This is a genomic window from Providencia sp. UF-224, from assembly GCF_058245955.1.
Window position 1 is genome coordinate 199,567 of record NZ_JBSICC010000001.1, and the last position, 13,681, is coordinate 213,247.

Below are 13,681 nucleotides of genomic sequence, written 5' to 3' on the forward strand. Positions count from 1 at the left end.
TATTATTCTCCGGCCTTAGGGGATAAAAAAATATGAATACGCAGATTATCTGCACGAGGAGAAGAGGTTACCGCGCGAATTTGCTCTGTGGAGCTCGGTAATAATAATTGCTCTGCAATTGCCGATGTCTCCACCTTCAACCCTTGCTTATCGTACCAATACAGGCGATAAGCGATATTGACCGCTTTCGACTCCACATTGCTAATATTGATGGTGGCAACAAGTTGATGCTCCACCATACTCACAATTGGGTTTTCAACAATGATACCTTGTGCCAACACAGACGGTTCCATGATCACACGCTGCTGCTCATTAAAAACCAACCCTTGTGGCTTTTTATAGAGGCAACCACTCAAAAGTACGACGAGCGTACCTAGTAATACCGCGCGGTTCATTGTTGTTCCCAATATTTTCATTATTTGGCCAATAATGGGCCTAATGGGCGACCACCCACTAAGTGCATATGAATGTGGAAAACTTCTTGGCCCGAGTGCTCATTGCAATTCATAATTAAACGGTATCCACTTTCTGCAATACCTTCTTCTTTCGCAATTTTTGCCGCAACCGTAAATAAACGGCCAAGAGCCAGTTCATCATCCGCAGTGACATCGTTCACAGTTGGGATCAATTTATTAGGAATGATTAAGATGTGTGATGGCGCTTGTGGTGAAATATCACGAAAAGCCGTGACTAGCTCATCTTGGTAAACCACATCCGCAGGGATTTCACGACGGATGATCTTGCTGAAAATGGTTTCTTCTGCCATGTTAATTTCCTTAATAATTCAAGAATGATTTAATTATCGTGTGTTGATTATGCGTTATTCACGCCGACATTTAAATGAAACAAACGATTGAAATTCTGTGTGGTGATCTCGGCCATATCCTCAACACTAACACCCTTGAGTACAGCCATGTATTCCGCCACATCACGCACATAAGCAGGCTGGTTTTCTTTTCCACGGTGCGGAACGGGTGCTAAGTAAGGTGAATCTGTTTCGACAAGAATTCTATCTAGCGGGACAATTCGCGCCGCTTCACGAATTTGCTCTGCATTACGGAATGTCACAATGCCTGAGAATGAAATGTACATGCCTAAATCAAGCAACTCGATAGCGGTGTCTTTATCTTCAGTAAAACAGTGCAATACACCGCCACAATCCATTACCTTTTCTTCACGTAAGATTGCTAGCGTGTCTTCTCGCGCTGAGCGGGTATGCACAATGACAGGTTTATTCACCTCACGGCCAATACGGATATGTTGGCGGAATGACTCTTGCTGTAACGCTGCATTTTCCTGCTGGTAATAATAATCTAAGCCAGTTTCCCCTAAGGCAACAACTTCCTTCCCCGCCGCTAACTGCGCTAAACGCTCGAAATCGTGCCCTTCATCTAAATTCAGGGGGTGAATACCACAAGAAAATGCAATATTGTCACGCTCACCAATCAACGTTTTCATTTTTTCAAAGCCCGGCAGCGTCGTTGCCACCGCTAACATGAAACCAACATCACGGGCAGACGCTTTTGTTATCACATCATCGACATTCGTATGTAATTTTTCATAATCTAAACAGTCGAGATGGCAGTGTGAATCAACAACAAACATATTTAACTCTTTTTAAAATGAGGGGCTCGCCAGTAAGGCTTCCCATTGTAATAATTGATTAGCCAACAGAAGTTCCTGGTTTAACGCAGGAACGGTCAGTAATTGATGGCGACAGTGCAGCCATTGCTTGTACACATCATGAAGTTGTGTACGGTTCATCATGGATGCTAACTGCATCACTTGCGCGCTATAGTCTTGGTTAATGCAAAACTGCGCTGCGCCTTGCTGTACCTTAATGGCATCAGCAAATAAGCTTAATAGCCAATTCAGAGACATCACCGCATCATCTATATTGAGCGACGGTAACAAACTTAGCATATCGCGGTTTTGTAATGCTAACGCCATACTATGGCATAGTGCGGTGCGCTTTTGCCATAAATTGGCATCAAGTAGCGCTAACGCCGCAACTGGTGCGCCTTGGCAAAGTTTTAAGGCAGTAACCGCATCAGCCATAACCAAATCAGGCTTTTGCTTTTGCAGCCAATATAATGCGATTTGCGAATCTGGTGCTGGTAAAAAGTGACTCAGGCAACGGCTGCGGATCGTAGCTAACAAGTTTTCTTGCTTTTCGCTACCTAACAAAAAATAGGTACCTTTAGCCGGTTCCTCAAGGGTTTTTAGCAATGCGTTCGCCGCGGCATCGGTAAGGGCATCCGTACTGGGAATATACACCACCTTACTACCACCTTGTTGCGCATGACTGCTTAAGGTTTCAATCAGCTTTCTGACCGAATCAACACTGACCGTCGATTTCCCTTTTTCAACCTCTATCACATGGTAATCAGGGTGTGTCCCTGCCAGCATCAGATGGCAACTATGGCACTCCCCACAACTTTTCATCCCATCACGATTTTGACAGATTAACCAACGGCTAACCCCATAGCATAATGCATCAGCACCATTACCTGAAATAGAACTAAGCAACAAGGCATGGTGACCTCGGCCACTTTGGTAAGCCGCAATGATTTGCCGATAAGGCTCATTTAACCAAGGATACCAATTCATGCCATCAACACCTTATTTCGCTAACCATGTCAGTAATGCAGTGCGAATATCATTTTGAACTTGCTCGATATTTTGGCTTGCATCAATCGTCACGATGGATTTATCACCCGCAGCAAGTTCCAAATATCTTTCTCGAGTTCTTTCAAAAAACGCGAGTGACTCTTTTTCAATTCTATCTAACTCGCCCCGTGAACGAGCACGTTGTAAACCGAGTTCTGGCGATAAATCAAGGTATAACGTCAGGTCAGGTTTAAAATCACCTAACACTAAATCACGTAGAGACTGCATTAAATGGCGATCAATCTGGCGTCCACCGCCTTGATAAGCTTGCGATGACATATCATGGCGATCTCCAACAACCCACTTTCCAGCAGCAAGCGCAGGTTTAATCACGGTATCAACTAATTGCACGCGGGCTGCATACAGCATTAAAAGTTCGGCTTTATCCGTGACTTTGTCTCCTTCAATACCTTGTTTGATAAGCTCTCGCAGCTTTTCTGCCAGCGGTGTGCCCCCAGGCTCACGGGAAAATACGATATCGTTGATACCTGCATGGTTAAGCGTGTCAACCACTGTGTTGATTGCGGTGGTTTTCCCTGCGCCTTCTAATCCTTCAATAACAATAAATTGGTTTTTCATGTTTTATCAGTTTTGCTGTTCAATTTGGCGGTAAACTTTGACGGCACGGTTGTGGTCATTCAAGTTACGGCTAAAGGTATGTCCCCCTTTACCGTCCGCGACAAAATATAAATAATCTGTTTTCGCTGGATGTGCAGCTGCTTTTACGGATGCCAAGCTTGGCATTGCTATTGGTGTTGGCGGTAACCCGTCAATTTTATAGGTGTTATATTCGGTGTAATTATCTAAATCACTGCGGTAAATTTTACCACGATATTTATCACCCAAGCCGTAAATGACCGTTGGGTCTGTCTGTAAACGCATTTTTTGCTTCAAGCGGTTAACAAATACCGAGGCTACTTGCGAACGTTCACTATCAACCCCCGTTTCTTTTTCGATAATTGACGCCATAATCAACATTTCATAGGCATTTTTATACGGCAGATCCCTATCGCGTCCTTTCCATTCATCATCAAGGCTGGTTTGCATACGCTTATGAGCACGTTTCAAAATTTCGGTGTCAGGTGTTCCCGCTGTATAGAGATAGGTGTCTGGATAGAGCCAACCTTCCAAGGTTCCCTCACCTTTAAAACCTATTTCAGTGTAAAGCTCAGTCGGTGTCATTTCAGTGGACTTGTGCGCTAAGTATGGCGCATCACGTAAAATATTGCTCCAATCGGCTAAACGATTACCTTCAATAAACCGAATCGAAAACTGAGCTTCCTTACCGCTGACGATCAATTTTAGTAACTGTTCGACATCCATATCAGGTTGTAAACGGTATGTGCCCGCTTTGAGCTGTGCCAATTCAGGACGCAGCTTTAATAACCATTGAAATTCATTTCCCTGCTCAATCAGTTTTTCATTGATTAGCAATGTTTCAAATGCCACACGCCCTGTCCCCGCAGGCACAGTGAAAATTTTTTCTTGTGTGAGGTTAATCGGTGTTTTCGCGTAATTCAATACTTGGCGATATTGCAAATAAAGTGCAATCGCCACAACGGTAATTAGAACAACAGCAATCAAAATGATTTTTTTAGCTAATTTCATTTATTGACCATACCAATGCGTATTAGACTTTAATTTATGCAAATTAGATTTTGCAGCGTAAAAATAAGTATTCGAACAGTTCCCGCGAATCATACTGCAATGGGCTTTCTTGTGTGCCTATTTGGATACTTTGAACGGGGAGAACTGGCATCAAGGCATTGCACATAATGACCTCATCACAGTGAGCTAATATGGAAGCGAACCGTTCAATTTCTTCAAAATGGTACTGGCTCCCTGCTAATAACGCTATGATCTTTTGTCTCATTAATCCATTCACCCCACTGTGTGATAACACGGGGGTATAAACTGTTTGCCCGATGCGCCAAAACACATTTGCACTGCAACATTCGACAATAGTACCGTCAGTATCGAGTACAATCGCTTCATCCGCTTGAGCCTCATCGATTTCTTGACGGATCAACACTTGTTCAAGGCGGTTTAGGTGTTTCATCCCTGCCAATAATGGGTTTCGCGAAACAGGTGTTTGGCTCAATATCAGCTTAGCGCCTTTGCACTGTAATTGAGTATAGTGCGATGGAAAGGGTGAAACACTGGCAATAATTGTTGGCTTCGTAAAACCGACAGAGCTGTAACCTCGCCCGCCTTCACCACGGCTAATAATGACTTTTAATACAAATTCGTCATCCGCTTGATTTGCACAAATTTCAACTAAGTGCCGCTCTAGTTCATCCCAATCAGGCACCGTAATTTTTAGCCGTTCACAATCACGTGCTAGACGCGCAATATGCTCTTTTAGCATCTTCGCTTGCTGATTCATTCCGTGGATAGTCGTAAAACAACCATCCCCGAACGCAACAGCGCGATCAGAGACACTAATTTGCTGACAAAGTTGACCATTAACCCAATATGACATTGATAACACTTATAATAAAAGCTGATAAATCAGACAGTAATCAGGTTGAACTATCATAAACTAAAGCATAGAGCTGTGCAAAGAGACGGGTAAAATAAAGCCCCAGTTGCAGACACAACTGAGGCTGAATTAATAACGGAACGAATTGATTATTCTGCGTGGTAACGGCGGAAAATCAATGAACCGTTTGTGCCGCCAAAGCCGAAGGAGTTACACAGAGCGTATTCCATGTTCTCAACTTTACGTGCTTTATTTGCAACGAAATCCAGTGTGCAACCCTCATCAGGGTTATCTAGATTAATCGTTGGTGGGACAATTTGATCACACAGAGACAAAATTGTGAAGATAGATTCAACTGCACCCGCAGCACCTAATAGGTGGCCTGTCATGGATTTTGTTGAACTTACTAACACATTTGAGTCTTCACCAAATACAGACTTAACCGCTTGCGCTTCCGCTAAGTCACCTGCATTTGTTGATGTGCCGTGCGCGTTGATATAGCCCACTTCGCTCGCCTCAATGCCTGCATCTTTTAGCGCATTTTCCATCGCTAATGCAGCTCCTTCACCATTTTCAGGCGGAGAAGTCATATGGTAAGCATCGCTGCTCATACCAAAGCCAGCCACTTCTGCGTAAATTTTAGCTCCACGCGCTTTCGCATGTTCATATTCTTCAAGAATAATGATACCTGCGCCATCACCGAGAACAAAACCATCACGGTCTTTATCCCAAGGACGACTTGCTGCTTGTGGGTCATCATTGCGAGTTGATAGTGCACGTGCAGCACCAAAGCCTGCCACACCTAAAGGTGTCGTCGCTTTTTCAGTACCGCCTGCCAACATAACGTCTGCATCGCCATAGGCAATCATACGTGCAGCGTGTCCAATATTGTGAACACCGGATGTACAAGCAGTAGCAATCGCAATACTTGGACCACGCAAACCATACATAATGCTTAAATGGCCTGCTGCCAAGTTAATGATTGTCGATGGTACGAAGAATGGGCTAACTTTACGAGGGCCACCGGCCATCATAGCTTCACAGTTATCCTGAATTAACCCTAACCCGCCAATACCAGAACCAATCGCTAAACCGATACGAGTAGCATTGGCTTCTGTTACTTCCAATCCAGCATCTTTAAAGGCTTGGAAGCCTGCTGCAATACCATATTGAATAAATGGGTCCATCTTCTTCGCATCTTTGCGAGAGATGTCAAAATCTTCGTAGTTAAAATCTTTTACTAAGCCAGCAAATTTAGTTGCGTGGTTAGTAGTATCGAAATGATCTATGAGGCTGATACCACTCTGTCCGTCACAAACAGCTTTCCATGATGACTCAACTGTGTTGCCGACAGGAGATAACATGCCCAGTCCGGTTACGACTACACGACGCTTAGACACGTATTTCCTCCAAGGAGGGAAAAGTTACAAAAGGAACATAGGCGATCGAGTGATCGCCTAGACATGTTTTTCGTACAATTATTTAGATGCGTTCTCGACGTAGTCAATCGCAGCCTGTACTGTTGTGATCTTTTCAGCTTCTTCGTCAGGGATTTCGCAATCGAACTCTTCTTCCAGAGCCATAACCAGCTCAACTGTGTCAAGAGAATCAGCGCCCAAGTCATCAACAAATGAAGCTGTATTTACAACTTCTTCCTCTTTAACACCCAGTTGTTCAACGATGATTTTCTTAACGCGTTCTTCGATAGTGCTCATACTATTAAAATTCCTATCAAAACTCGCTTTCGCGATGGTTTTCGTAGTTTATGAAATACAGGAAAAGATACAACCCAATCCCGGCTGTTGGAACCATTATTTTGCATTATTTAGCGTTGGATAACACTAATAATGCAAATAGTTCCATCATTTCTTTAGATCATGTACATGCCACCATTGACATGCAATGTTTCACCTGTGATGTAAGCAGCTTCGTCAGAAGCTAAAAACGCTACAGCACTGGCAATTTCTTGTGCATCACCCAGTCTATCTGCAGGAACCTGAGATAAAATGCCTGCACGCTGTTCATCTGTCAATGCTTTCGTCATATCCGTTTCGATAAAACCTGGAGCAACGACGTTAACAGTAATACCACGAGAAGCGACTTCACGAGCTAATGATTTACTAAAACCAATCAGCCCAGCTTTCGCTGCTGCATAGTTTGCTTGTCCCGCATTCCCCATCACGCCCACAACAGATGCGATGGAAATAATACGCCCACAACGTTTTTTCATCATGGCACGCAAAACGGCTTTAGACAAACGGTAAACGGATGAAAGATTGGTGTCAATAATATCTTGCCACTCTTCTTCTTTCATACGCATCAATAAGTTATCGCGAGTGATACCTGCATTATTAACCAAAATATCAATTTCGCCAAATTCTTCGCGAATTTTGGTCAACGTTTCTTCGATTGATGCTGCATCAGTCACGTTTAACGCTAAACCTTTCCCTTTACCATCAAGGTAAGCGGTAATAGCTTCTGCGCCTTTTTCGCTGGTCGCTGTACCAATAACGGTAGCACCGCGTGCAATTAACGTTAAAGCAATGGCTTTACCAATTCCGCGGCTCGCACCTGTTACCAGTGCAATTTTTCCTTCAAAGCTCATGTCGTCCTCAGCTATTTTCTAAAGCAGTGTCTAATGATACAGGATCATTGGCTGCTACGGCAGTTAAATTAGAGACAATCCGCTTGGTAAGACCAGTCAATACTTTACCCGGTCCCATTTCGATAAGGTGTTCAACACCTTGATCTGCCATCAATTCTACTGTTTCTGTCCAGCGTACTGGATTATACAGTTGACGGACTAAAGCATCACGAATATTTTGTGCCGATTGCTCAATTTTAACATCAACATTGTTGATAACTGGATAGACTGGCTCACAAAATTCAATTTTTTCTAACGCTTCGGCTAATTTTTCAGCAGCAGGCTTCATTAATGCACAGTGTGAAGGCACGCTTACCGATAACGGCAGTGCGCGTTTTGCACCCGCTTCTTTACACGCAGCACCCGCACGTTCAACTGCCGCTTTTTCCCCTGCGATAACCACTTGGCCTGGGGAGTTAAAGTTTACTGGCGAAACCACTTGGCCTTGCGCCGCTTCTAGGCAAGCTTTTTCAATGGATTCATTATCTAAACCGATAATGGCATACATTGCGCCTGTACCTTCAGGAACCGCTTCTTGCATTAACTTGCCACGTAATTCGACAAGCTTAATGGCTTCTTTGAAGTCAATAACGCCTGCGCAAACTAACGCAGAATACTCACCAAGGCTGTGCCCTGCCATAATTGAAGGCATTGCACCGTTTTTAGCTTGCCAAACACGGAAAATCGCCACAGATGCCGCTAGTAATGCAGGCTGTGTTTGCCATGTTTTGTTTAATTCTTCTTCTGGACCATTTTGGACTAATGCCCAAAGATCGTAACCCAATGCTTCTGATGCTTCAGCAAATGTTTGCTCAACCAGCTGATTTTCTTCAGCTAATGCTGCTAACATTCCTAAAGACTGAGAACCCTGTCCGGGAAATACCATCGCAAATTGTGTCATGTCTGTTTTCTCAGTAAATTAAAAACGAACTAAGGCAGAGCCCCACGTGAAACCGCCACCAAATGCTTCTAACAGCACAAGTTGGCCACGTTGAATACGTCCATCGCGCACTGCCTCATCAAATGCAGTTGGGACCGATGCCGCAGAAGTATTACCATGACGGTCTAAGGTGATAACCACTTTGTCCATGGTCATATCGAGTTTTTTTGCCGTCGCAGCAATAATTCTTAAATTTGCTTGATGTGGCACTAACCAATCAAGTTCTTCTTTTGCAATACCGCTTGCGGCCAAAGTTTCATCAACAATGTGCGCCAATTCACGGACTGCAACTTTGAATACTTCGTTACCTGTCATGGTTAAATACGCAGGGTCGTCTGAACAACGACTGCGATTAGGCAATGCGAGTAAATCCCCATAACGGCCATCAGCATGTAAATGGGTAGAAATAATACCGGGTTCGTTAGACTCACCTACAACAACAGCACCTGCGGCGTCACCAAATAAAATAATGGTACCGCGGTCTTCTGGGTCTAATGTTTTTGACAATGCATCTGCGCCAATAACTAATGCTTTTTTCGTCATGCCCGTTTTAACAAACTGGTCTGCAATGCTGATTGCATAGGTAAAACCTGCACACGCAGCGGCAACATCAAAGGCTGCACAATCATGAATGCCTAGCATCTGTTGTACTTGGCAAGCTGCGCTTGGGAAAGCGTGGGTTGCAGACGTTGTTGCAACAATAATTAAACCTATTTCGCTGGCTTCAACTTGCGCCATTTCAAGGGCTTTTTGTGCCGCATGAAAACTCATTACGGAGACATTTTCGTCTTCGTTAGCAATTCTTCTTTCATGTATCCCAGTGCGGGTGACAATCCATTCATCGGAAGTATCAACCATTTTTTCCAGATCAGCATTGGTGCGTACTTGCGCTGGCAAGTAGCTGCCTGTTCCTAAGATTTTACTGTACATAGCCATAGGTTATTGATCGCTCCTGGGTAAAACAATATTTAATCGCGCTGTTATTCTTTCTGGTACTTGTTTTTCAACAGCTTGCACTGCACGGTCAATCGCAGCTTTAAATGCATTTTCGTTAGCCGCACCATGACTCTTGATCACAATACCTTTTAATCCTAACAGAGTCGCACCGTTATACTGGTCGGGGTTCATATCCCCAAAACGCTTCATTAAACGTTTTTTAAGCCATTTTTTCGCCAGTTGCATCAACCAACTGCGTTTTTTCTTTTCATCGTCCGCCGATTTTAACAAGGAAAGAATAACGCGGATTACCCCTTCCATTGTTTTTAATGAGACGTTACCTGCGAAGCCGTCACACACTAACACATCCGTTTTACCTGTCAGTAATTCATTACCTTCAACGTAACCGATATAGTTAATGGACGCCGTTTCTTTTAACACTGCGGCGGCTTCGCGGATATTATCCAGCCCTTTGCTCTCTTCTTCACCGATATTAAGCAAAGCAACTTTTGGTTTTGTGATGTTGACCACTTCTTCAGCCATCACCGAACCCATTACGGCAAATTGCACTAACATGTCACTACTGCAGTTGACGTTTGCTCCTAAATCCAGCACCACCGTTTGGCTTTTTTGCTGATTCGGTAAGATGGTCATTAGCGCTGGGCGCTCAATGCCGTCTATGGATTTTAACATCAACTTTGCTAACCCCATCAACGCGCCTGTATTACCTGCACTCACGCACGCTTGTGCCTGCCCTGTCTTCACTAACTCTAATGCCACTCGCATCGAGGTTCCTTTGCTTTGTCTTATTGCATTCGATGGCTTAGCATCATTAGCAATAATTCCGTCTGCAGGGATAATTTCGACGCGCGAAATTTGCTCAGCACTTAAATGTGCAAGCAAAGGTTGAATGGCTTCGGGTTGACCGACAAGCAGTAATTTGAGTGCTGAATTAGATGCCAGAGCCTGCAATGCAGCAGGCACTGTGACGCGGGGACCAACATCCCCGCCCATTGCATCTAACGCGATGGTTAGATTAGCCAAGGTACCAACAATTACTTGCTGATAACCTTACGGCCACGGTAAAAACCGTCTGCAGTCACATGGTGACGCAGGTGAGTTTCACCTGAAGTTTTATCTACAGAAACTAGGGTAGCAGTCAGTGCATCATGTGAACGACGCATACCGCGTTTTGAACGAGTTGGTTTATTCTGTTGTACGGCCATTGACCTTACTCCTTAAGTACTTTTCTTTAAACTGGCTAATACGGCAAATGGGTTTGGTTTTTCTGCCTCAGGAGGCAGTTCACCATACACCATGTCCGCTTCGGACACTTCACAGTGTTCAGAATCATGAACCGGAACAACTGGTAAGGAAAGAATTATTTCATCTTCTATCATTCCCAGCAAATCTATTTCACCAAATTCATCAATTTGAATTGGTTCGTAGAGCTCCGGTAATGCTTCGGCCTTTTCGTCATTGACGACAGGACTAAAACAATACGATACGTAGGCATGATGCTTGAAATTTTTTCCGCAGCGTTGGCATTGGAGGGTGAGATCCACATCGGACTTCCCTTCGATAACCGTGAGACGCTGTTTATCAATATTAAATGATAATTCGGTTTCTACATCACTGTCTACACTGACTACTGATTCTGCAAGACGTGCAACTTGCTCAGGTGTATAACTCCCGACATAGTCGAGGTTTTTCTGAGCTGCACGCTGCGCATCGATAGTCAGGGGTAATTTTACCTTTTGCATAAGGCGCGCATATTAACTTTGTAATGAGCTATAGTCAAAGAAAAAGGCGGGGTAAACTCGCCTTTTCACCAAAAAATCGCAGGTTTTGCGGTTTATAGTTTAAAATGAGTTAACCCTTTTGGCTACGAGTTTCGAGAAAAATCATGAAATCGATTATTTTGGCGTCAACTTCATCCTATCGACAATCCTTATTAAAAAAATTAGGGTTGCCATTTTTAGCCTCGCCTCCGAACATTGATGAATCGCCTGTTTTAAATGAATCCGCTCAAGCTTTGGTCATGCGGTTATCTCATGCCAAAGCAGCGGCACTTGCAGAACAATACTCTCAACATTTAATTATTGGCTCTGACCAAGTGTGTGTCATTGATGGCAAAATTGTCGGTAAGCCGCACACCTTTGAAAATGCATTCAAACAATTGAAAGCAGCATCGGGCAATAAAATCACTTTTTATACTGGATTGTGCCTATTAGATTCCGCAACTGGCAAATTTAATTTGCAGTGTGAATTGTTCGATGTGTATTTCCGTCAGCTAACTGACCAGGAAATCACCAACTACTTGTATAAGGAAGAACCGTTCCAATGTGCTGGGAGTTTCAAATCAGAAGGACTCGGCATCACGTTATTTGATAAGCTCGATGGGCGCGACCCTAACACCTTAATTGGATTACCAATTATCTTGCTGCTCGATATGCTACGCCAGCATGATGTGAACCCACTGCTGGATTAGTCAATGATTGGCGGGTAATCGTCCCTACCCGCCAATCATTGGAACTTAAGATGAGGTTTTACGATTACGTAAGACTTTTAAACATTGGTTGAGCTCTGCACCCATTGGCGCTTGCAGGCGCATTTCTTCCCCAGTTTTTGGGTGTGTGAATTTTAATGCACTTGCATGCAAAAATAATCGATTAAGGCCTGTATCCGCTAACTGGCTATCAAATTGTTCATCACCATAACGGTTATCAAACGCAATTGGGTGGCCTGCATATAAGGTATGCACACGAATTTGGTGCGTTCGCCCCGTCACAGGGCTCGCTTTTACTAACGTTGCATTCTCAAAACGCTCTTCTACTTTAAAACGCGTCTCCGATGGCTTGCCTTCACTGCTCACTTTGACGACTCGCTCACCACTTTGCAAAATATTTTTCAATAACGGAGCTTGAACCACTTTTACGTGAGATTGCCAATTGCCACGCACTAAGGCCAAATAATCTTTTTGCATGGTTTTCAAGCGTAATTGTTCGTGTAAGGCTCTTAATGCCGAACGCTTTTTCGCAACCAATAAAATGCCTGAGGTATCCCTATCGAGGCGATGAACCAGCTCAAGAAAGCGCGCTTCAGGCCGTAAGGCACGAAGCCCTTCGATAACACCAAAGCTTAACCCACTTCCACCGTGTACCGCAGTACCAGAAGGTTTATTCAGTACAAGTATGGCGTCATCTTCAAATAATATGCAGTTTGCTAATGCAGCCACTTTATCTAATTTAGCGGAAACAGCGGGTGCTTCGCGTTCTGCAACTCTCACCGGCGGAACACGAACCTGATCCCCTTCAACGAGTTTGTACTCAGGCTTAATCCGCCCTTTATTCACACGCACTTCCCCTTTACGGATAATGCGATAAATCATACTTTTTGGTACGCCCTTAAGTTTAGCGAGCAAAAAGTTATCGATGCGTTGCCTAGCCTCGTCATCGCTGATGTCTATAAATTGAACTTGATTTTGTGTATTCATTCGGGAATGCGTTAACTCTAATTGATTAAAATATGCGCTTATTGACTCTCTCTATCATACCGACTCCACGAATTTTTTTATGTTTTTTTTTATTTTGGTTATTTTCTGCATGATTTATCCTATTTCTAAATAAAATTTCCATATAACTTCCTTATCGACTTGCTATAATGCACATGGCAATGGAATAATATGTAGTTGCCGAGATGTTTAAAAAACGAAAATTGGCGTTTATAGGATTTCTTATTTGATAGCGTAACAATGCAGCAATGGCGTAAGACATTTAGCAATATCAAATAAATTAGCGAGCAACGAATTTTGGCTTATTGGGTTAGGGACTTCCGTTTTAATGATAATTAACGGCACCTTAATTAAGAACGCTGAATTTTTAATCTAAAAATCAGGTTCACCGAATACTGCGCGTCTCTATACGAACGACTGCCGCGAGGCAGACGGTTTTGTAAAAATCACGAGGCCATCGGTTTACAGTAGCTCTTTCTTTCGCTGCTCTTTATT

17 protein-coding genes are annotated in these 13,681 nt (G+C 43.5%); 1 reads left to right on the plus strand and 16 read right to left on the minus strand.

Going from position 1 to position 13,681, the window contains the following annotated elements; genetic code table 11:
- Positions 1-2 precede the first annotated feature (2 nt).
- From AC4IFO_RS01005 to yceD, 15 genes are all read right to left on the minus strand, one after another.
- Positions 3-395 (minus strand): YcfL family putative periplasmic lipoprotein, encoded by a 393-nt coding sequence (locus AC4IFO_RS01005; protein WP_490731104.1) that lies wholly within the window; start codon positions 393-395, stop codon positions 3-5.
- Positions 396-415: 20 nt separating this feature from the next.
- The gene (gene hinT, locus AC4IFO_RS01010) at positions 416-766 is read right to left on the minus strand and encodes a purine nucleoside phosphoramidase (protein WP_219247379.1); all 351 of its coding nucleotides are present in this window, start codon (positions 764-766) and stop codon (positions 416-418) included.
- A 47-nt stretch (positions 767-813) separates the two neighbouring features.
- Positions 814-1,605 (minus strand): metal-dependent hydrolase, encoded by a 792-nt coding sequence (locus AC4IFO_RS01015; protein ID WP_490731106.1) that lies wholly within the window; start codon positions 1,603-1,605, stop codon positions 814-816.
- A 12-nt stretch (positions 1,606-1,617) separates the two neighbouring features.
- Positions 1,618-2,610 carry a DNA polymerase III subunit delta' gene (gene holB, locus AC4IFO_RS01020; RefSeq protein WP_490731108.1) on the minus strand — a complete coding sequence of 331 codons (993 nt, stop codon included), beginning with the start codon at positions 2,608-2,610 and terminating at the stop codon, positions 1,618-1,620.
- A gap of 12 nt (positions 2,611-2,622) precedes the next feature.
- On the minus strand, positions 2,623-3,249 hold the full coding sequence (gene tmk / locus AC4IFO_RS01025) for a dTMP kinase (protein ID WP_490731110.1): 627 nt from the start codon (positions 3,247-3,249) through the stop codon (positions 2,623-2,625).
- Between the two features lie 6 nt (positions 3,250-3,255).
- Positions 3,256-4,278: an endolytic transglycosylase MltG gene (gene mltG, locus AC4IFO_RS01030; RefSeq protein WP_490731112.1), complete on the minus strand. Its 1,023-nt coding sequence runs from the start codon at positions 4,276-4,278 to the stop codon at positions 3,256-3,258.
- A gap of 43 nt (positions 4,279-4,321) precedes the next feature.
- Positions 4,322-5,152 carry an aminodeoxychorismate lyase gene (gene pabC / locus AC4IFO_RS01035; protein ID WP_490731114.1) on the minus strand — a complete coding sequence of 277 codons (831 nt, stop codon included), beginning with the start codon at positions 5,150-5,152 and terminating at the stop codon, positions 4,322-4,324.
- A 149-nt stretch (positions 5,153-5,301) separates the two neighbouring features.
- Positions 5,302-6,552 (minus strand): beta-ketoacyl-ACP synthase II, encoded by a 1,251-nt coding sequence (gene fabF / locus AC4IFO_RS01040; protein WP_490731116.1) that lies wholly within the window; start codon positions 6,550-6,552, stop codon positions 5,302-5,304.
- Between the two features lie 78 nt (positions 6,553-6,630).
- A complete protein-coding gene (gene acpP / locus AC4IFO_RS01045; protein ID WP_004253236.1) occupies positions 6,631-6,867 on the minus strand; it encodes an acyl carrier protein in 237 nt (78 codons plus the stop codon).
- A gap of 155 nt (positions 6,868-7,022) precedes the next feature.
- Complete coding sequence (gene fabG, locus AC4IFO_RS01050; protein ID WP_225818844.1) at positions 7,023-7,757, minus strand: 3-oxoacyl-ACP reductase FabG; 735 nt, start codon at positions 7,755-7,757, stop codon at positions 7,023-7,025.
- Positions 7,758-7,764: 7 nt separating this feature from the next.
- The gene (gene fabD / locus AC4IFO_RS01055) at positions 7,765-8,697 is read right to left on the minus strand and encodes an ACP S-malonyltransferase (protein ID WP_490731119.1); all 933 of its coding nucleotides are present in this window, start codon (positions 8,695-8,697) and stop codon (positions 7,765-7,767) included.
- A gap of 18 nt (positions 8,698-8,715) precedes the next feature.
- Entirely contained in the window at positions 8,716-9,666 is a 951-nt protein-coding gene (locus tag AC4IFO_RS01060) for a beta-ketoacyl-ACP synthase III (protein WP_490731491.1), read from the minus strand.
- A 9-nt stretch (positions 9,667-9,675) separates the two neighbouring features.
- Entirely contained in the window at positions 9,676-10,716 is a 1,041-nt protein-coding gene (plsX, locus tag AC4IFO_RS01065; protein WP_353243614.1) for a phosphate acyltransferase PlsX, read from the minus strand.
- A gap of 11 nt (positions 10,717-10,727) precedes the next feature.
- Complete coding sequence (gene rpmF, locus AC4IFO_RS01070) at positions 10,728-10,898, minus strand: 50S ribosomal protein L32 (protein ID WP_047755811.1); 171 nt, start codon at positions 10,896-10,898, stop codon at positions 10,728-10,730.
- A gap of 12 nt (positions 10,899-10,910) precedes the next feature.
- The gene (yceD, locus tag AC4IFO_RS01075; RefSeq protein ID WP_004911841.1) at positions 10,911-11,435 is read right to left on the minus strand and encodes a 23S rRNA accumulation protein YceD; all 525 of its coding nucleotides are present in this window, start codon (positions 11,433-11,435) and stop codon (positions 10,911-10,913) included.
- A 143-nt stretch (positions 11,436-11,578) separates the two neighbouring features.
- Between yceD and AC4IFO_RS01080 the strand changes: the two genes are divergently transcribed.
- A complete protein-coding gene (locus AC4IFO_RS01080) occupies positions 11,579-12,163 on the plus strand; it encodes a Maf family protein (protein ID WP_490731122.1) in 585 nt (194 codons plus the stop codon).
- 45 nt (positions 12,164-12,208) lie between these two features.
- Here the strand turns inward: AC4IFO_RS01080 and rluC are convergent, their stop codons facing one another.
- The gene (rluC, locus tag AC4IFO_RS01085; protein ID WP_490731124.1) at positions 12,209-13,168 is read right to left on the minus strand and encodes a 23S rRNA pseudouridine(955/2504/2580) synthase RluC; all 960 of its coding nucleotides are present in this window, start codon (positions 13,166-13,168) and stop codon (positions 12,209-12,211) included.
- Positions 13,169-13,681: the final 513 nt, after the last annotated feature.

Excerpts from the sequence above, each read along its gene's own strand:
- tmk (WP_490731110.1), bottom strand. The coding sequence starts at position 3,249 with ATGAAAAACCAATTTATTGTTATTGAAGGATTAGAAGGCGCAGGGAAA.
- AC4IFO_RS01080 (WP_490731122.1), top strand. The coding sequence starts at position 11,579 with ATGAAATCGATTATTTTGGCGTCAACTTCATCCTATCGACAATCCTTA.
- acpP (WP_004253236.1), bottom strand. The coding sequence starts at position 6,867 with ATGAGCACTATCGAAGAACGCGTTAAGAAAATCATCGTTGAACAACTG.
- rpmF (WP_047755811.1), bottom strand. The coding sequence starts at position 10,898 with ATGGCCGTACAACAGAATAAACCAACTCGTTCAAAACGCGGTATGCGT.
- mltG (WP_490731112.1), bottom strand. The coding sequence starts at position 4,278 with ATGAAATTAGCTAAAAAAATCATTTTGATTGCTGTTGTTCTAATTACC.
- fabD (WP_490731119.1), bottom strand. The coding sequence starts at position 8,697 with ATGACACAATTTGCGATGGTATTTCCCGGACAGGGTTCTCAGTCTTTA.
- hinT (WP_219247379.1), bottom strand. The coding sequence starts at position 766 with ATGGCAGAAGAAACCATTTTCAGCAAGATCATCCGTCGTGAAATCCCT.
- AC4IFO_RS01005 (WP_490731104.1), bottom strand. The coding sequence starts at position 395 with ATGAACCGCGCGGTATTACTAGGTACGCTCGTCGTACTTTTGAGTGGT.
- AC4IFO_RS01015 (WP_490731106.1), bottom strand. The coding sequence starts at position 1,605 with ATGTTTGTTGTTGATTCACACTGCCATCTCGACTGTTTAGATTATGAA.
- rluC (WP_490731124.1), bottom strand. The coding sequence starts at position 13,168 with ATGAATACACAAAATCAAGTTCAATTTATAGACATCAGCGATGACGAG.
- holB (WP_490731108.1), bottom strand. The coding sequence starts at position 2,610 with ATGAATTGGTATCCTTGGTTAAATGAGCCTTATCGGCAAATCATTGCG.
- AC4IFO_RS01060 (WP_490731491.1), bottom strand. The coding sequence starts at position 9,666 with ATGTACAGTAAAATCTTAGGAACAGGCAGCTACTTGCCAGCGCAAGTA.
- fabG (WP_225818844.1), bottom strand. The coding sequence starts at position 7,757 with ATGAGCTTTGAAGGAAAAATTGCACTGGTAACAGGTGCGAGCCGCGGA.
- pabC (WP_490731114.1), bottom strand. The coding sequence starts at position 5,152 with ATGTCATATTGGGTTAATGGTCAACTTTGTCAGCAAATTAGTGTCTCT.
- yceD (WP_004911841.1), bottom strand. The coding sequence starts at position 11,435 with ATGCAAAAGGTAAAATTACCCCTGACTATCGATGCGCAGCGTGCAGCT.